This window comes from Dyella sp., from assembly GCF_051954575.1.
In the GTDB taxonomy this organism is placed as follows: domain Bacteria; phylum Pseudomonadota; class Gammaproteobacteria; order Xanthomonadales; family Rhodanobacteraceae; genus Dyella_B.
Window position 1 is genome coordinate 1 of sequence record NZ_JBQCHP010000052.1, and the last position, 15,478, is coordinate 15,478.

At 63.5% G+C, this 15,478-nt stretch carries 14 protein-coding genes; 4 read left to right on the forward strand and 10 right to left on the reverse strand.

Going from position 1 to position 15,478, the window contains the following annotated elements; genetic code table 11:
- Nucleotides 1–303: hypothetical protein (locus ACTHNE_RS07630; protein WP_440268935.1), on the forward strand; the 303-nt coding region annotated here is incomplete at its 5' end.
- Here the strand turns inward: ACTHNE_RS07630 and guaB are convergent.
- The 3 genes from guaB to moeB all read right to left on the reverse strand — a co-directional run bounded on the left by guaB (nucleotide 293) and on the right by moeB (nucleotide 3,993).
- Entirely contained in the window at nucleotides 293–1,750 is a 1,458-nt protein-coding gene (gene guaB, locus ACTHNE_RS07635) for an IMP dehydrogenase (RefSeq protein ID WP_324944528.1), read from the reverse strand. The two genes, ACTHNE_RS07630 and guaB, sit on opposite strands and share 11 nt — an antisense overlap.
- A 162-nt stretch (nucleotides 1,751–1,912) precedes the next feature.
- Nucleotides 1,913–2,767, reverse strand: a complete 855-nt coding sequence (folD, locus tag ACTHNE_RS07640; protein ID WP_324944530.1) for a bifunctional methylenetetrahydrofolate dehydrogenase/methenyltetrahydrofolate cyclohydrolase FolD — start codon at nucleotides 2,765–2,767, stop codon at nucleotides 1,913–1,915.
- A 59-nt stretch (nucleotides 2,768–2,826) separates the two neighbouring features.
- Nucleotides 2,827–3,993, reverse strand: coding sequence for a molybdopterin-synthase adenylyltransferase MoeB (gene moeB / locus ACTHNE_RS07645; protein ID WP_324944533.1), 1,167 nt, complete (start codon nucleotides 3,991–3,993; stop codon nucleotides 2,827–2,829).
- A gap of 393 nt (nucleotides 3,994–4,386) precedes the next feature.
- On the opposite strand from moeB, the gene ACTHNE_RS07650 reads away from it, so the two are divergent.
- Nucleotides 4,387–6,099: a hypothetical protein gene (locus ACTHNE_RS07650; protein ID WP_440268931.1), complete on the forward strand. Its 1,713-nt coding sequence runs from the start codon at nucleotides 4,387–4,389 to the stop codon at nucleotides 6,097–6,099.
- Nucleotides 6,100–6,210: 111 nt separating this feature from the next.
- On the opposite strand, the gene der is transcribed toward ACTHNE_RS07650, so the two are convergent.
- From der to ndk, 7 genes are all read right to left on the reverse strand, one after another.
- Entirely contained in the window at nucleotides 6,211–7,611 is a 1,401-nt protein-coding gene (gene der, locus ACTHNE_RS07655; RefSeq protein WP_324941585.1) for a ribosome biogenesis GTPase Der, read from the reverse strand.
- 18 nt (nucleotides 7,612–7,629) lie between these two features.
- Nucleotides 7,630–8,829, reverse strand: a complete 1,200-nt coding sequence (gene bamB / locus ACTHNE_RS07660; protein ID WP_440268932.1) for an outer membrane protein assembly factor BamB — start codon at nucleotides 8,827–8,829, stop codon at nucleotides 7,630–7,632.
- Nucleotides 8,826–9,476: a YfgM family protein gene (locus tag ACTHNE_RS07665; protein ID WP_440268933.1), complete on the reverse strand. Its 651-nt coding sequence runs from the start codon at nucleotides 9,474–9,476 to the stop codon at nucleotides 8,826–8,828. Before ACTHNE_RS07665 ends, bamB begins: the two co-directional genes overlap by 4 nt.
- Before the next feature lie 173 nt (nucleotides 9,477–9,649).
- Nucleotides 9,650–10,690, reverse strand: coding sequence for a helix-turn-helix domain-containing protein (locus ACTHNE_RS07670; RefSeq protein ID WP_324947332.1), 1,041 nt, complete (start codon nucleotides 10,688–10,690; stop codon nucleotides 9,650–9,652).
- Nucleotides 10,687–11,481: a type IV pilus biogenesis/stability protein PilW gene (gene pilW / locus ACTHNE_RS07675; protein WP_324947329.1), complete on the reverse strand. Its 795-nt coding sequence runs from the start codon at nucleotides 11,479–11,481 to the stop codon at nucleotides 10,687–10,689. The genes ACTHNE_RS07670 and pilW overlap by 4 nt, the downstream gene beginning before the upstream one ends.
- Nucleotides 11,471–12,589 (reverse strand): 23S rRNA (adenine(2503)-C(2))-methyltransferase RlmN, encoded by a 1,119-nt coding sequence (gene rlmN / locus ACTHNE_RS07680; protein WP_324947327.1) that lies wholly within the window; start codon nucleotides 12,587–12,589, stop codon nucleotides 11,471–11,473. The genes pilW and rlmN overlap by 11 nt, the downstream gene beginning before the upstream one ends.
- A 14-nt stretch (nucleotides 12,590–12,603) precedes the next feature.
- A complete protein-coding gene (gene ndk, locus ACTHNE_RS07685) occupies nucleotides 12,604–13,029 on the reverse strand; it encodes a nucleoside-diphosphate kinase (RefSeq protein WP_324947325.1) in 426 nt (141 codons plus the stop codon).
- A 235-nt stretch (nucleotides 13,030–13,264) separates the two neighbouring features.
- Here ndk and ACTHNE_RS07690 point away from each other — a divergent pair, with 235 nt between their 5' ends.
- Together ACTHNE_RS07690 and ACTHNE_RS07695 are read left to right on the forward strand one after the other, a co-directional pair.
- Nucleotides 13,265–13,879, forward strand: coding sequence for a TetR/AcrR family transcriptional regulator (locus ACTHNE_RS07690; RefSeq protein ID WP_324940027.1), 615 nt, complete (start codon nucleotides 13,265–13,267; stop codon nucleotides 13,877–13,879).
- A gap of 71 nt (nucleotides 13,880–13,950) precedes the next feature.
- On the forward strand, nucleotides 13,951–15,478 hold a 1,528-nt coding region (locus ACTHNE_RS07695), incomplete at its 3' end, for a 3-hydroxyacyl-CoA dehydrogenase family protein (RefSeq protein ID WP_440268934.1).

Genomic DNA, 15,478 nt, shown 5'->3' on the forward strand with positions numbered 1-15,478 from the left:
CGCCCAGATCTCGCAGTAGACGCCGATCTCGCGGATGCGGCGTGCGATGAGTTGCGTGTATTGCGCGCCGAAATCGAGGATGAGGATTTTGTCGCTGTGGATGTTGGTCATTGGCAGCGAGATCAAGGTATGGGGAAGAAGCTGGGAAGCGCCTCACCGTCATCCCGGCGTAGGCCGGGATCCAGTGAAAACCCGCGCGAAGCACTCAAAATTGATGATGTGTGCTTCGCACGCGTACCTGACCGGATTCCGGCTTTCGCCGGAATGACGAGCGAAAAAGCGCCCGTGTGGATCACGAATTGAGCCGGTAGTTCGGCGCTTCCTTCGTGATCTGGATATCGTGCGGATGCGCTTCGGTCACGCCGGCCGAGGTCACTTTCACGAACTGCGCCTTGTTGCGCACGTCCTCGATCGTGGCCGCGCCCAGGTAACCCATCGAAGCGCGCAGGCCACCGATCAACTGGTGGATGATGTTGCGCAGCGGGCCGCGGTACGGCACGCGGCCTTCGATGCCTTCGGGCACCAGCTTGTCGGCGTCGGCTTCTTCCTGGAAGTAGCGATCCTTGGACCCCAGCGCCATGGCGCCGAGCGAACCCATACCGCGGTAGCTCTTGTAGGAGCGGCCCTGGAACAGTTCCACTTCGCCCGGCGATTCTTCGGTGCCGGCGAACATGGAGCCGAGCATCACGGTGGATGCGCCGGCGGCGAGCGCCTTGGGGATATCACCTGAATAGCGGATGCCGCCATCGGCGATCAGCGGGATTTCGTCCTTCAGTGCGGCGGCCACCATATCGATGGCAGTGATCTGCGGCACGCCCACGCCAGCGACCACGCGCGTGGTGCAGATCGAACCGGGGCCGACGCCGACCTTTACCGCATCGACGCCCGCATGCATCAAAGCGATGGCGGCCTCACCGGTAACGATGTTACCGGCAATCAGCTGCACTTGCGGGAAATGCTTCTTCACCCATGCGGCGCGTTCGATCACGCCTTGCGAATGGCCGTGCGCGGTATCGACCACGATCACGTCCACGCCGGCAGCGACCAGTGCTTCCACGCGCTGTTCGGTGTCGCCGCCCACGCCGACCGCCGCGCCGACCAGCAGGCGCTCGTGTGCGTCCTTCGCGGCGTTGGGGTTGTCGCGGGCCTTCTGGATGTCCTTCACCGTGATGAGGCCGCGCAACTGGAACGCGTCGTTCACCACCAGCACTTTCTCGATGCGGTTCTTGTGCAGCAGCTGCAGCACGTCGTCCTGGCTGGCGCCTTCCTTCACCGTGACGAGCTTTTCCTGGCGGGTCATGATGTTGCGCACGGGATCGTCGTGCTTGCGCTCGAAGCGCAGGTCGCGGCTGGTGACGATGCCTACCAGTTGCTCGCCTTCCACCACCGGCACGCCGGAGATGTTGTGCGCGCGGGTGAGCTTGAGCACGTCGCGAATCGACGTGTGCGGGGTGACGGTGATCGGGCTGCGGATGACGCCGGCTTCGAATTTCTTCACCAGGCGCACTTCGGCGGCCTGCTGCTCGGCGGTCATGTTCTTGTGGATGATACCGATGCCGCCGTTCTGCGCCATGGTGATGGCAAGCCGGGCTTCGGTGACGGTGTCCATGGCGGCGGACACGATGGGGATGTTCAGTCGAAGGTTCCGCGTGAGTCGTGTGGAGGTGTCCACGTCACGCGGCAGGACTTGGGAGTGGGCCGGGACGAGGTAGACGTCGTCGTAGGTAAGGGCCTCGGCGAGGATGCGCATGCGAAAAGTCTCGCTCCAAAGAGGAGATTATACGCGGGATGCGGCCGCGGCGCGAGATTTGCTTTCGCCCCTGCTGCGTAGGCTGGGATGCAATCCCGGCACGAGGCCGCAAACGTCGGAAAGCTGGGATGGCATTCCAGCCTACAGGCCAGAACACAAGGCTCAGGAACCCCGTGCTTCAGCCGCTTCCAGCGTGTTTTCCATCAAGGTGGCGACGGTCATCGGGCCGACGCCACCGGGCACGGGCGTAATCCAACTGGCGCGCTCGGCGGCCACGCTGAAATCCACGTCGCCGACCAGGCGGCCATCGTCCAGGCGATTGATGCCCACGTCCACCACTACTGCGCCCGGCTTGATCCATTCGCCTTTCACCAGGCCCGGCTTGCCCACCGCAACGATCAGGATGTCGGCTTGCCGCACGTAGTTTTCGAGACCTCGGGTAAAGCGATGGCAGCACGTAGTGGTGCAGCCGGCAATAAGCAGCTCCAACGCCAGCGGACGGCCGACGTGATTGGACACGCCGACCACCACGGCGTGCTGGCCACGCACCGGCCGATCGGTGTGGCCCAGCAGCGTCATCACGCCGCGCGGCGTGCATGGGCGCAGGCCGAAACGGCGCAAGGCAAGGCGACCGACATTGACGGCCTGGAAGCCATCCACGTCCTTGCCGGGATCGATGCGATCGACCAGCGCGTCTTCGTCGATATGCTCCGGCAGCGGCGATTGCACCAGGATGCCGTGCACGTCCGGATCGGCATTGAGCTGGTCGATCAGCGCAAACAGTTCTTCCTGCGTGGTGCTGGCCGGCAGGTCGTAGTCGTAGGAACGAAAACCCACTTGGTGGCAGGCCTTGCGCTTGTTGCGTACGTAGACCGACGACGCGGCATCGCTGCCCACCAGCACCACGGCCAGGCCAGGCTCCATCTTGCCGAAGGCCTTGCGTTCGCTGACGCGCTTGGCGATGCGCTCAAGCAATTCCTGCGCGATGCGTTTGCCGTCGAGTATGCGTGCGCTCATGGGGAGTCCTGGCTTGCGAAGCGTGCATTATCGCCGAATCGCCGCGCGGGTTGTCGCATTCAGCCCACCGCGCAGAACCGCTCGATGTCTTCGTAGCCATGGAAATGCGCATCGGCGCCGCAGCCCGGACAGGCCGGATCGCGTGGCAGCCGCGTCTCGCGAAAGCGCATCGTCAAGGCGTCGAACGACAGCAGGCGCCCAACCAGCGGCTCGCCGATACCTAAGATGAGTTTCAACGCCTCGGTCGCCTGCAACAGGCCGACGATGCCTGGCAGTACGCCCAGCACGCCGGCTTCGCTGCAGTTGGGTGCGTCGGCCGCATCGGGCGGCTCGGGGAACAGGCAGCGATAGCAGGGCGAATCCTCGCGGCGCGGATCGAACACGCCGACCTGGCCACTGAAGCGCTCAACCGCACCGTAGACCATAGGTATCGTCAGGCGCCGCGTCGCCGCGGCAAGCAGGTAGCGCGCGGGAAAGTTGTCCGCGCCGTCGATGACCAGGTCGTGTCCACGAAGCAGCTGCTCCACGTTGTCAGCGCGCAGGCGCTCGTTATGCAACTCGACTTTTACGCGTGGATTGAGCGCGGCCAGGGTCATGCGCGCCGATTCGGTTTTCGGCATGCCCACGCGCGCATCGGCGTGAATCACTTGCCGATGCAGATTGGAACGCTCTACGCGATCGTCATCGATCAGCGTGAGCTGCCCTACCCCTGCAGCGGCGAGATAAAGCGCCGCCGGTGCACCGAGGCCGCCAGCGCCCAGCAATACGATGCTGGCTTGTGCAAGCTTGAGCTGACCGGCCTCACCCACTTGCGGCAGGCGCAACTGGCGCGCGTAGCGTTCGGCGGAATCGGTGTCGAGCTGGGCGGCGCTGATCGGCAGGCCTTCGGTTTTCCAGCGCTCGAAGCCGCCGGCCACGGAGGCCACTCGTCCGTAGCCCATGCGTTGCAGCGCCTCGGCGGCGAACAGCGAGCGAACGCCGCTGCCGCATAAGGTGAGTATTTCGCGCTCGCGATTGGGTTCCAGGCTTTCGATGCGCAATTCGAGAAAGCCGCGCGACAAGGCCAGCGCGCCGGTGGGTGATCCGGTGGCGCGCTCGTTGTCTTCGCGTACGTCGATCAGCAGTGCGCCTTGTGCCTGTTTGCGTAGGGCGTCGGCAGGAGCCAGCTCAGGTACGCGTTGGCGCAGCGAGGTCAGCCAGGATTCGCGGTCTAGGGGGCTGTTCATCGGCGCAGTTTACCTCGCTGAGCAGCCCTCTCCCTTTGGAGACTGAAAAACGTTGGGGGCGAATGATGTTCGTCTTCGCTGTCTACCGAATATCCGCGACGCCCACCAAACCGACTACTCCACAAGTACAGCCGAACTCATCGTCCTGGCCGAGGCCACCGTATTGGAACAATATTCCTGCAAGGAGCCTCGACGAAGTCGCGCGCAACCTGCAATGGCTCGCAAATTGTCGCCCGTGAACCCGGTCACGTTTTTTCCGTAGCGAGGAAAATTAAGCTCGAAAACCAGGGCCTTGGGCCCGAAGGAACATCCGCGATTGTCTTTGAAGGATTCACGCATTGGCCTATACGGCCCCAATGCGTGGTGTCGGCCATCGCCAGAGGAGGGAATCTCATGCAAGTTACGGATCCTATTGCTTTGGAGGCTTCCGTTGCGCACATCCGGCCAGACCTCCACAACCTAGCGGTCGAAGCATCGTTCGCTGACCTGGTTCGCGCCAACCTTTTGCCCGTCAATCCACAATCCATGCGCCGCGAGCAAATGGCGTTGGCGCGGCTAGAGCGGCTCTCAACGTCAAACAGCGCGGCTATGCAGTTTGTGTTGCCAGGCGTATTGGCGTCTCCTGCGCGACGGTGGCCGGAACTGGATGCGGCCGGCGCGGCACGGATGAGCGAGCTGGAGGCAAACCTTGCCGCCGTGGGCAAGGATTTCCCCGGCGTGGAAACCGAGCTCCTGATGTGCCGGTATGCATGCGGGCTACTGGAAGGAGCGTGGCAGGTACGGGCAAGGAATAGCCAGAACGATCACCATGGCCAGCCCCAAGGTCATCAATGCGAGCTGTGTGCCTGTCTGCCGACACCACCCGCACGCAGCGCGGTGGATTACACATGGCGGCGGAGCGAAGGCTTGCCACTCGTGACCAAGACATGGCCTTACCGCCGGGAGCTCGACAGTGTTTTGACCGGCGGCTGGGTATGGACGAGGACATTGAACGACTCCGACCTCGATCTCGGCCTGCGGCACCGGTACGAGGACGACATTCTGGCTTTCCATGAGTACAAACGCGTCGTTGGCACCTTGGACACGGGCAAGGTCACTCAGCGCGTCAAGCATGGACTGGCCGATCAGTTCAGTGTCAATGGCGCCCGCGCTTTAGTGAGCGGTCTGTTCGCCGGCTATAAGCGGCGCTTGGATGAGTACTGGCTGCAAAGGCATGCCATGGGCGAGACCAGCCTGGCATCGTCCAACCCGCTCGGCGCGTTGAGCTACGGACTGCTACAACTGATGGATTGCCTGTTCTGGCATGTATCGCCTGACAGCGAGCTCTGGCAGGAAGAACACCTCGCAGCTCTGGTGCTATGCCGCTTCCTGGATGATATGACCGACGTCCGCGCCGACGCCGTCACCGGAGAGATCAACAACTTCTGGCTCAGCGCCATGCCGGTCCACGAAAAGGCCCTTTATGCAGCTGCTGCGATGGGCCTTATCAAGTATGGATGCACACCTGAAGCTCATGGCTTTTTGTGGAACACCTGGCTGATGACCACTACGGTGGTTTGGCAAGGGCTGACAGGTCGGCATGCGCTATGGTTCGACGGCATCACGACCACCATGCCCCCGTCCGACGACTGTCTCTTGTGCAGGCTGCGCCCCAACGCCTGCACGGGTCTGCTATCCGGCAGCGTGAATCTTCACTTCGGTCCACGTCCAGCCGTTGACACCCTCTCCCCCTCGGCGACCAGGCTTGTCGGCCGTTGCCGCGAAGAAGCGCCACTGGCTTTGTCCCTGTTTCACCGCGAATTGGCTGCCTTCGAAGCCATTCACGGCGCATGGCAGGGCAACGCCGACACCACTTGGAAGATCTTGTCTCGTACCTACATAGCCGCCGTCATTGCCACTCTCATCGATGGAAGCCGCGCCCGCGATATCCAGCTCGACTCCTCGATCGTCGGCGCAGAGCTATTCGCCTCCCTCCACCAAGTCCCCTCGGGAAAGGAAGACACCGCCCTGCTTGCCTACATGTTCGGCTGTGCCCATCCCCACTTCCTGTGGAACTGTCTTGATTACACACCCACGGCCGTAAGCGGTGACTGGCTGGATGGCTGAGCAAAAGCCGGACCTGTTCGGCCTGCCAGCGACGTGATGCCCGTGGCAAGACTATTTTGCGGTACTGGAAAGGCGGCACTCTACTTGTAGCGCGGAAGGGCCGTCTACCGCTTACTTCTTCCGCCGTTTCATCTCGCGAATCATCCGCTGCCGCTTGCGCTGCTGGCCTTCGGTCAGCACGTTCTTCTTGTCGGCATACGGGTTTTCGCCATCGCGGAAATCGATGCGGATCGGCGTGCCTTCCAGTTTGTAGCGTTGCCGGAAGAAATTTTCCAGGTAACGGCGATAGGCCGGCGCGATGTGCTTGGTGCGGCTGCCATGGATCACGATGGTCGGCGGATTGTTGCCGCCGGGATGCGCAAAGCGCAGCTTCGGCGCATGGCCGCGCACCAGCGGGGGCTGGTAGCTTTCGTAGGCGCGTTCAAGCGTACGGGTGAGATCGGAGGAACCCAGCTGATGCGTGGCCGAGGCGTGCGCACGCACGATGGCGCGCATCAGCTCGCGCAGGCCCGAACCGTGCAATGCAGAAATGAACACCTGTCTGGCCCAGTCGACGAAGCCGAGCCGGCGCTCCAGCGCGCGCTGGCATTGCTCGCGCGCGTAGGCGTCCATGTCGTCCCACTTGTTGACCGCGATGACCAGCGCCCTGCCCTCGTCGAGCACGTGGCCGATCAAGGTGAGATCCTGGTCGGCGAGGTTCTCGCGCGCATCGATCATCACCACCACGACTTGCGCCGCGGCCATCGATTGCAGCGTCTTGATGACACTGAACTTCTCGACCCCTTCATCGACTTTCGATTTGCGCCGCACGCCGGCGGTATCGATCAAGGTGTAGCGCTTGCCGTCGCGCTCCAGCGGCACGCGGATCGGATCGCGCGTAGTGCCGGCGACGTCGGAAACGATCAGGCGGTTTTCGCCGAGCAGGCGGTTGATCAGCGTCGACTTGCCCGCGTTGGGACGGCCGACGATGGCGACGCGGATGCTGCCGTCGTCTTCGGGTGCGAGTTCTTCGTGCGCATCTTCCGGCAACAGGGGCAGCAGCGCCGCGATCAGTTCTTCGGTGCCGCGGTTGTGCGCGGCCGACAGCGGCAGCGTCTGCGCGATGCCGAAGCGCGCGAATTCCGCCAGCGCGTTCTGCTCATCCAGGCCGTCGGTCTTGTTGACCGCGGCGATGATCGGTTTGCCGCTGCGGCGCAGCTCGTCGAGGATGCTGCGATCCTGCGGCAGCAAGCCATCGCGTGCATCGACCACGAACACCAGTACCTGGGCTTCATCGATCGCCAGGCGTACCTGCTGCGCAGTGAGCGCATCGATGCCTTCTTCGACACCGGACAGGCCGCCGGTGTCGACTACCACGAATGGGCGCTCGCCGGTGCGGCATACGCCGTAGTGGCGATCGCGCGTGACGCCCGGCATGTCGGCCACCAGCGCGTCGCGGCTGCGCGTCAGCGCGTTGTACAGGGTCGATTTACCGACGTTGGGACGACCGACCAGGGCGATGACAGGCAGCACGCAGCATGTTTCCGGTGATTACTTCGCACCGAGACGATAGGCAGCGAGGTGGCCCTGCACGTCTTCGATGTACACCAGGTCACCGGCCACCACCGGCTGTGCGCGGATGGCTTTCTTGGACAGGCGCTCGCGCCCGGCCAGCGCACCGTCGCCGGTTTGCAGCCAGTGCACGTAGCCTTCCGAATCGCCGACCACGACGTAATTGCCCTGCACCGCCGGCGCGCTCAGCCAGCGGTATTTCAGCTCGTCGTTCTTCCACATGTCGGCACCGCTGCTCTTGTCGAACGCCCACACCTGCGAATCGGTGTTGACGCCGAACAGGCTGTTACCGGTAAGCGCCAGCGAGGTATAGGTGGAGAACGGACGCGCCCACAGCGGGCGGCCGCTGGGACCGTCCACGGCGGTGAGGCTGCCGTGGTAGGCCGACGCATAGAGCGTGCTGCCGTCGATCACGATGGCGCCATCGGCGTCGCTCATGCGATCGATGTCGGTGCGGCCTTCGCCGGTGGCCAGTTTCTGTTCCCACAGCTTGTCGCCGTTGTCCTGACGCAGCGCGACCAGCTTGCCGTCGTCGCTGCCGAGGAACACCACGCCATTGGTGACCAGCAGCGGGCCATTGCCGCGCAGGCTGAGCAGCGGCACGCTGCCCTGGTCGTTCACCCAGCGGCGATCGCCAGTATTGCTGTCCAGGCCGTACACGCGGCCGTCCTGCGTGCGCACGATCACCAGCCCGCCAGCGATGACGGGCGAGTCGATGACTTCCGAAGGCAGGGTCGCGACCCAGCGCTGGGTGCCGTCCTTGGAGTTCAGGCCATAGACGTGGCCATCGAGCGTGCCGATGGCGAGCAGGTCGCCCGCAACCGCCGGGCCGCCGGCATAGAACGCGTCTTTGCGCTTTTTGTCGCCCCAGCCGAACCAGCCGTGTGTGCGGCTCTTCTGCTTCCACAGGTTCTTGCCGGTGTTGGCGTCATAGGCGGCGACCACACCATCGGTGCTGGCGGCATACAGCACGCCATCGACCACCGTCGGCTCCATGCGCACGCCGCTCACGCCGGCGCCATGGCCGACACGATCCTTCCATACGCGCGTGACCTGCACGGTAGGCTTGAAATCCTTGGCCAGCGGCGTCGGCGGCTGGATGTTTTCTTTCTTGAAGGAATGACAGCCCGCCAGTGCCACCAGCGAACCGGTTATCACGATCAGCCAAAAACGTTTCATGCACCCTGCTTCCCGGCCGTGGCCAGATCGTCGATTTTCATTTGCACTTCGTTGTCCTGCGATGCGTGCGCACCCATGGCGCTCACCGAGGCCTGATAGGCCTTGAGCGCGTCGTCACGCCGTCCCAGCTTGACCAGCGCGTCGCCGCGTAGTTCCTGGCTTTCAATGGCGTAGCTGTTGGCCGGCATGCGATCCAGCGCGCTCAGCGCTTCCTGGGCACTGCCCTTGGCCAGTTGCACGTGCGCGATGCGCAGTTCCACCAGCGCCTTCAGCTCCGGGCTGGTGGCATTCTTTTCCGCCCAGGCGAGCGAATCGAGCGCCTTGTCCAATTGCTTGTCTTCCACTTGCCGGCGCGCACGTTCGCTGACCGCGAACAGCGCGTACGGCGTATCGGCGTAATCCTTCATCAGCTGCTGCGTGATGACGTCCACCGCGTTGCTGTTGCCGCTATCGATCACGCCTTGCAATTGCTGGTAGAGGCTCGAAGCCAGCATCTGGTGGCCGACGTGATGATCGCGCCACTTCTGGTAACCGAAGATGGCGATCAGGCCGATGACGACACCCACAACGATCGACAGGCCATTCTGCCGCAGCCACTTTTGTACGCGTTCGCTCTGTTCGAAGTCGTCGTAAGCATTGAATGCCATGCAATCACCGTATCGCAAAGAAACGCCGCCAGGCGTCAGAAAAGGCGTTCGAGTGCCGCCGCGGTCCGGCGGCGGCCGGCATTGCCCATCCGCGGGGCGGGCAATGCGCAAGCATAACCGATCGAAGGGGGGCGAAGACTACCGAGTCCGCCCGTTGCCGCACGCCAAAGCGTTCAGGCGCCCGCAGGCGTGGCCTTGCCGTCCTGAATCTCGACCCGGAAGTGCGCGATGTTGGAACGGCGGTACGGATCGAGCGTCATCGGTTGCCCGTCGATGCTCACCTGCGCTCCGGTCGCATTGCCCAGCCGCACTTCCAGCGGCTGGTCGCTGCGGAAGGTCTTGCTGGTGCCGGCCGGCAGCAGGCCGTATTCCAGGCGGGCGCCGTCCTTGCCGATCACTTCCACCCAACTGGCGTTGGGCAGCTCGAGCGTGAGGCTATGCGCGCCGGCGCCGACCGGCGCTGCCGGAGCGGTGCTGGATGGCGGCGGCGTGATCGACACGTCGGTATCGAGATTGGGCACCGGCACCATCGAAGCCAGCAAGGGCTGCGTCGCCGCCGCGTGCGGTGCGGATGCCGCGGTGGCGGGCGCTGAAACGGGCGCGGTGGTTTGCGCGAGTACGGGCGCCCCGGCCACGGCCTTGGCGACGCTGCCCGACGCGGCCGGCGGCGGCGCATCCTGCTGCGCTACCGGCGTAGCATCGAGTGGCGCCAGGCGACTCATGTCGCGCGACAGCGTGCCGCGCATGCCCAGCCAGACGGTGGGCACGGCGATTACCAGCGTCAGCACCACATAGGTAGCGGCCTTGGCGTATTGATCCAGCAGGTAGCGCGAATGCGACACGCCGCCGGTGGCCACCAGCTTGGGCTGGGCCGGCCTGGACTTGGCGATCGCCGCTTCGATCTCGCTTTCCTCCACGCCCAGGTAGCTGCCGTACTTGCGCAGATAGCCGCCGAGGTAGACCTGATAGTCGATGCCATCGAAGTCGCTGCCTTCCAGTTGCCGCAGCACGCGCACCGGCAGATGCAGCGCGTGGCCGCAGGTTTCCAGATCCAGGCCGCGTGCTTCACGCACTGCGCGCAGGCGTGAACCAAAACCGGGAGCATCGTTGAAGCGGAATTCGGCAGCGCTCTGTTCCATGTTCGCTGCGGCCGTGGCGGGTGCTTCGGAAGAGGCTTCCTCATGCACTGCCGGATTGGACTGCTCGGAAATCATGGGCGTACGGATTGATTGAGGGCTTGGGCCTGTTCCGAATCCGGGAACTGGCTAAGCAGCCGTTTGCTGTAGTTCTGGGCGGCATCCTTGTTACCCAAGCGAGATTCGATGTCGTAGCCGAGCTTCAGCGAGTCGGCATTGAATTGCCCCAGCCCGTCGAGGCGTTGCAGGAACGCGCTGGCGCGGAAGTAATCCTGGTTGAGATACAGCACGTGGGCGAGCTGCAGCAGCGCGTTGGCGTTGTTGGGGTTGAGCTGTACCGCCTTGCGCAGGCTGGCTTCGGCGCCGGCGCGGTCGCCGGCTTGCAACTGGCAGATGCCCTCGTTGGTCCAGGCCATGTCCGGCGTCTTGTAGAACGGATCGGCCAGGGCCTTGGCGAAATACGGCATGGCGGCCTGGGTCTTGCCAATGCGGCACAGGAACTGCCCCAGGTTGTTGTTGGTATCGCCCTTGTCCGGCTGCAGCTCCACCGCCCGGCGGTAGTGAGCCTCCGCATTGGGCATGTCGTTGATGCGCTCGTAGATATACGCCATCACCGTTTGCGCCGGTACGAATTGCGGGTCTTCGGTAACGGCGATCTTGATCTTTTCCAGCGCACCTTGAAGGTTGCCGATTTCGATGTAGTGCTGCGCCAGACGGGTATGCACGTCGGCGGCGTTCTGCGCTTTCTCCGCCTTGCTCTGCTCGGGCAGCGAAGGCTGCGGCGGCGGGTTCGGTGCCGTCATTCCGCGATGGCAACCTGCCAGCAGCGCCATCATGCCGATGCCGAGCAAAATGCGATTACGCCGCATGGGCTGTTCCCTCGTCCAAACGCTTGCGGAATTCGGCCTGGCGACGCGTGCGGTCCAGTACCTGTCCTTTCAGCTGCCCGCAGGCGGCATCGATGTCGTCGCCGCGCGTACGGCGCAACATGGTGAGAATGTTGGCGTTGAGCAACTGCGTCTGGAACGCGCGGATGACGTCCGCGTCAGAGCGCTCGAAACGCGTACCGGGGAAAGGATTGAATGGAATCAGGTTGACCTTGCAGGTCGGCAGCTTGCGCATCAGCTTGATCAACTGGCGCGCGTGCTCGGGCTGATCGTTCACGCCTTTCATCAGCGTGTATTCGAAGGTGATGGAGGTGCGCGGTTTGCGATCGATCCAGCGCTGGCATGCGGCGATCAGTTCGGCGATCGGGAAGCGCTTGTTGAGCGGCACCAGTTCGGTGCGCAGTTCGTCGTTGGCTGCGTGGAGCGACACGGCCAGCGAGACATCGATGCTTTCGGACAGCTTGTCGATCATCGGCACCAGGCCGGCGGTCGACAGCGTAACGCGCTTGGAAGCCAGGCCGAAACCGAGATCGTCGCGCATCAGGCTCATCGCCTTCACGACGTTGTCGAAATTGAGCAGCGGCTCGCCCATGCCCATCATCACCACGTTGGTGATGCGGCGGTTCTGGTGCGTGACGTTGCCCAGGTGCTTGGCCGCCACCCACATCTGGCCGATGATTTCGGAGGTGGCGAGGTTGCGGTTGAAACCCTGCGTGGCGGTGGAGCAGAACTGGCAGTTCAAACCGCAGCCCACCTGCGAGGACACGCACAGCGTGCCGCGGGTGGGCTCCGGAATGTAGACCGCTTCGACGGCGTTGCCGCCATCCATGCCCAGCAGCCATTTGTGCGTGCCGTCGGCAGCGCCTTTATCGAACAGCGTGTTGGGCGGACCGACGTAGCATGAGGCTTCGAGCTTGGCGCGCAGCGCCTTGCCCACGTCTGTCATGTTTTCGAAATTGCTTTCCAGGCGGTGATAGATCCATTTCATCACCTGCTCGGCGCGATACGGCTTTTCGCCGAGCTGCGCGAAAAATTCACGCAGCCCTTGGCGATCGAAATCGAGCAGATTGACTTTTTCCACCTGATTCACGTGCGTTGGTTCGGTTAGCGCGGGAACACTTCGGTTTCCGCGAAGAAATAAGCGATTTCAACGGCGGCGGTTTCGGCGGCATCCGAACCGTGCACGGCGTTGGCATCGATCGACTCGGCGAAGTCGGCACGGATGGTGCCCTTGGCCGCTTCCTTCGGATTGGTCGCGCCCATCAGTTCGCGATTCTTCAGCACTGCATTTTCGCCTTGCAGCACCTGGATCATCACCGGGCCGGAGATCATGAATTCCACCAGCGCGTTGAAGAACGGACGCTCGCGGTGCACGGCGTAGAAACCTTCCGCTTCTTTGCGCGAAAGATGCTTCATCTTTGCTGCAACGACTTTAAGGCCAGCTTTTTCGAAGCGTGCGTAGATTTCACCGATTACATTCTTGGCGACGGCATCGGGTTTGATGATGGAAAGGGTGCGCTCCAGCGCCATGCGAATCTGCTCCGGGTTATGCGGACGGGTTGAACGGGCGGCCTGACGGGACTGCCGTCAGAAGGGAAGATAGAACTAAACCCGTATCGGAATGCGGATTTAGCTCACGAAAGTTTGACAGATTCTAGCCCATAAGCAACCCCGATCCGAGCGCTAGGCAAACGACTGTTTGACTGCTCCGGCGCGCCGCGCGTATCCTCAAACGATCGTTTGATTCCCTGCGACAGGCGTGCCCATGAACAGCTCCGCTTCTACCAAGGAACGCATCCTGACGGCCGCCGAGGCGTTGTTTGCGCAGCGGGGATTCGAGGCCGCCTCGCTGCGCCAGCTCACTTCCGCCGCGGGCGTGAACCTGGCCGCGGTCAACTACCACTTCGGTTCCAAGGACCACCTGGTCGAGCAGGTCTTCAAGCGCCGGCTGGACCAGCTCAACGCGCGCCGCCTGGGCGCCCTGAAGCAGATTTCCACGCAGCCGGAAACGACCCTGGAGGACGTGCTCTCCGCCTTTATCCGCCCTGCCCTGGACCTGTCCCACGACGGCGGCGGCGGCCTGTTCATGCGCGTGCTGGCCCGCGCTTTCGCCGAGCACGACGACAGCCTGCGCAAGTTCCTGTCCGAGAACTACGGCCATGTGATGCGGCAGTTCACCGCCGAGTTCGCCCGCTTGCTGCCCAACCTCAGCAAGGAAGAACTCTACTGGCGCATCGACCTGGTCACCGGCGCCCTGACGCACGCCATGTCGGGCTTCGGCATCATCCAGCGCAAGAGCGACGTCAGCGAAGTGATCCATCGCGAACAGACCGCCGAGCACCTGATCCGCTTCGCCGCCGCCGGCCTGCGCGCCCCCTGAGTTTCCGCCGCCGGGAAGCCCCGCCTCCCGCGGCCTGCCTTTCGTTACGCATTCGTACTACGGAGAAGCCCATGAACGACTCAACCCGAACGTATTCGGATCGCCCGACCCAGGCCAAGTCCGTCCTGCGCATCCGCAAGGCCGCGGTGCTGGGCGCCGGCGTGATGGGCGCGCAGATCGCCGCGCACCTGACCAATGCCGACGTCGAAACGGTGCTGTTCGACCTGCCGGCGAAAGAAGGCCCCAAGAGCGGCATTGCGCTCAAGGCCATCGAAAACCTCAAGAAGCTTTCTCCCGCCCCGCTGGCCGACGCCAATCGCGCCGCCGCAATCATCTCGGCCAATTACGAAGAAGACCTGGACAAGCTCAAGGACGTGGACCTGGTGATCGAAGCGATCGCCGAGCGGATGGACTGGAAACTGGATCTCTACAAGAAGATCGCGCCGTACGTCTCGCCCAACGCCGTACTGGCCAGCAACACGTCTGGGCTTTCCATCAACGGCCTGGCCGAAGCGCTGCCGGAAGAGATGCGCCACCGCTTCACCGGCGTGCACTTCTTCAATCCGCCGCGCTACATGCACCTGGTCGAGCTGATCCCGACCCGACTTACGGACGCGAACGTGCTCGCGGGCCTGGAAGCCTTCCTCACCACCACCGTCGGCAAGGGTGTGGTGTACGCGAAGGACACGCCGAACTTCATCGGCAACCGCATCGGCGTGTTCTCGATGCTGGCCACCATGCACCACACCGAGCAGTTCAAGCTCGGCTTCGACGTGGTCGATGCGCTGACCGGCCCCGCCGTCGGCCGGCCCAAGAGCGCCACCTATCGCACCGCCGACGTGGTCGGCCTGGACACCATGGCGCACGTGATCAAGACCATGGCCGATACGTTGGCCGATGATCCGTGGCATCAGTACTTCAAGGCGCCGGTGTGGCTGAGCGGCCTGATCGAGCAAGGCGCGCTCGGCCAGAAGACCGGCGCGGGCTTCTACAAGAAGGCCGGCAAGGACATCGTGGTGCTGGACGTGGCCAAACGTGATTACCGCGCATCCGAGCAGAAAGCCTCGGACGAAGTCGCCGCCATCCTCGCCATCAAGGATCCCGCCGAGAAGTTCGCCAAGCTGCGCGCATCGAGCGACAGCCAGGCGCAGTTCCTGTGGGCGACGTTCCGTGATCTATTCCACTACACCGCCTATCACCTGGCCGATATCGCCGACACCGCGCGCGACGTCGACTTCGCCATCCGTTGGGGCTACGGCTGGAAGCTCGGTCCGTTCGAAACCTGGCAGGCCGCCGGCTGGCAGCAGGTAGCGCAGTGGATCCAGGAAGACATCGACGCCGGCAAGGCGATGAGCAAGGCGCCGTTGCCGAAATGGGTGACTGACGGACGCAACAGCGTGCACGGCAAGAGCGGTTCGTACTCGGCCGCCGCCAACGCCGACAAGCCGCGCTCACAGCATCCCGTGTACAAGCGCCAGCTGTTCCCCGATGCGATTCTTGGCGAGAAGTTCGACCAAGGCACGACGGTGTGGGAGAACGACGGCGTCCGCCTCTGGACGCAAGGCGACGACGGCGTCGGCATCATCTCGTTCAAGACCA

Excerpts from the sequence above, each read along its gene's own strand:
- ACTHNE_RS07650 (WP_440268931.1), top strand. The coding sequence starts at position 4,387 with ATGCAAGTTACGGATCCTATTGCTTTGGAGGCTTCCGTTGCGCACATC.
- ACTHNE_RS07670 (WP_324947332.1), bottom strand. The coding sequence starts at position 10,690 with ATGATTTCCGAGCAGTCCAATCCGGCAGTGCATGAGGAAGCCTCTTCC.
- bamB (WP_440268932.1), bottom strand. The coding sequence starts at position 8,829 with ATGAAACGTTTTTGGCTGATCGTGATAACCGGTTCGCTGGTGGCACTG.
- pilW (WP_324947329.1), bottom strand. The coding sequence starts at position 11,481 with ATGCGGCGTAATCGCATTTTGCTCGGCATCGGCATGATGGCGCTGCTG.
- ndk (WP_324947325.1), bottom strand. The coding sequence starts at position 13,029 with ATGGCGCTGGAGCGCACCCTTTCCATCATCAAACCCGATGCCGTCGCC.
- folD (WP_324944530.1), bottom strand. The coding sequence starts at position 2,767 with ATGAGCGCACGCATACTCGACGGCAAACGCATCGCGCAGGAATTGCTT.
- guaB (WP_324944528.1), bottom strand. The coding sequence starts at position 1,750 with ATGCGCATCCTCGCCGAGGCCCTTACCTACGACGACGTCTACCTCGTC.
- moeB (WP_324944533.1), bottom strand. The coding sequence starts at position 3,993 with ATGAACAGCCCCCTAGACCGCGAATCCTGGCTGACCTCGCTGCGCCAA.
- ACTHNE_RS07665 (WP_440268933.1), bottom strand. The coding sequence starts at position 9,476 with ATGGCATTCAATGCTTACGACGACTTCGAACAGAGCGAACGCGTACAA.
- ACTHNE_RS07690 (WP_324940027.1), top strand. The coding sequence starts at position 13,265 with ATGAACAGCTCCGCTTCTACCAAGGAACGCATCCTGACGGCCGCCGAG.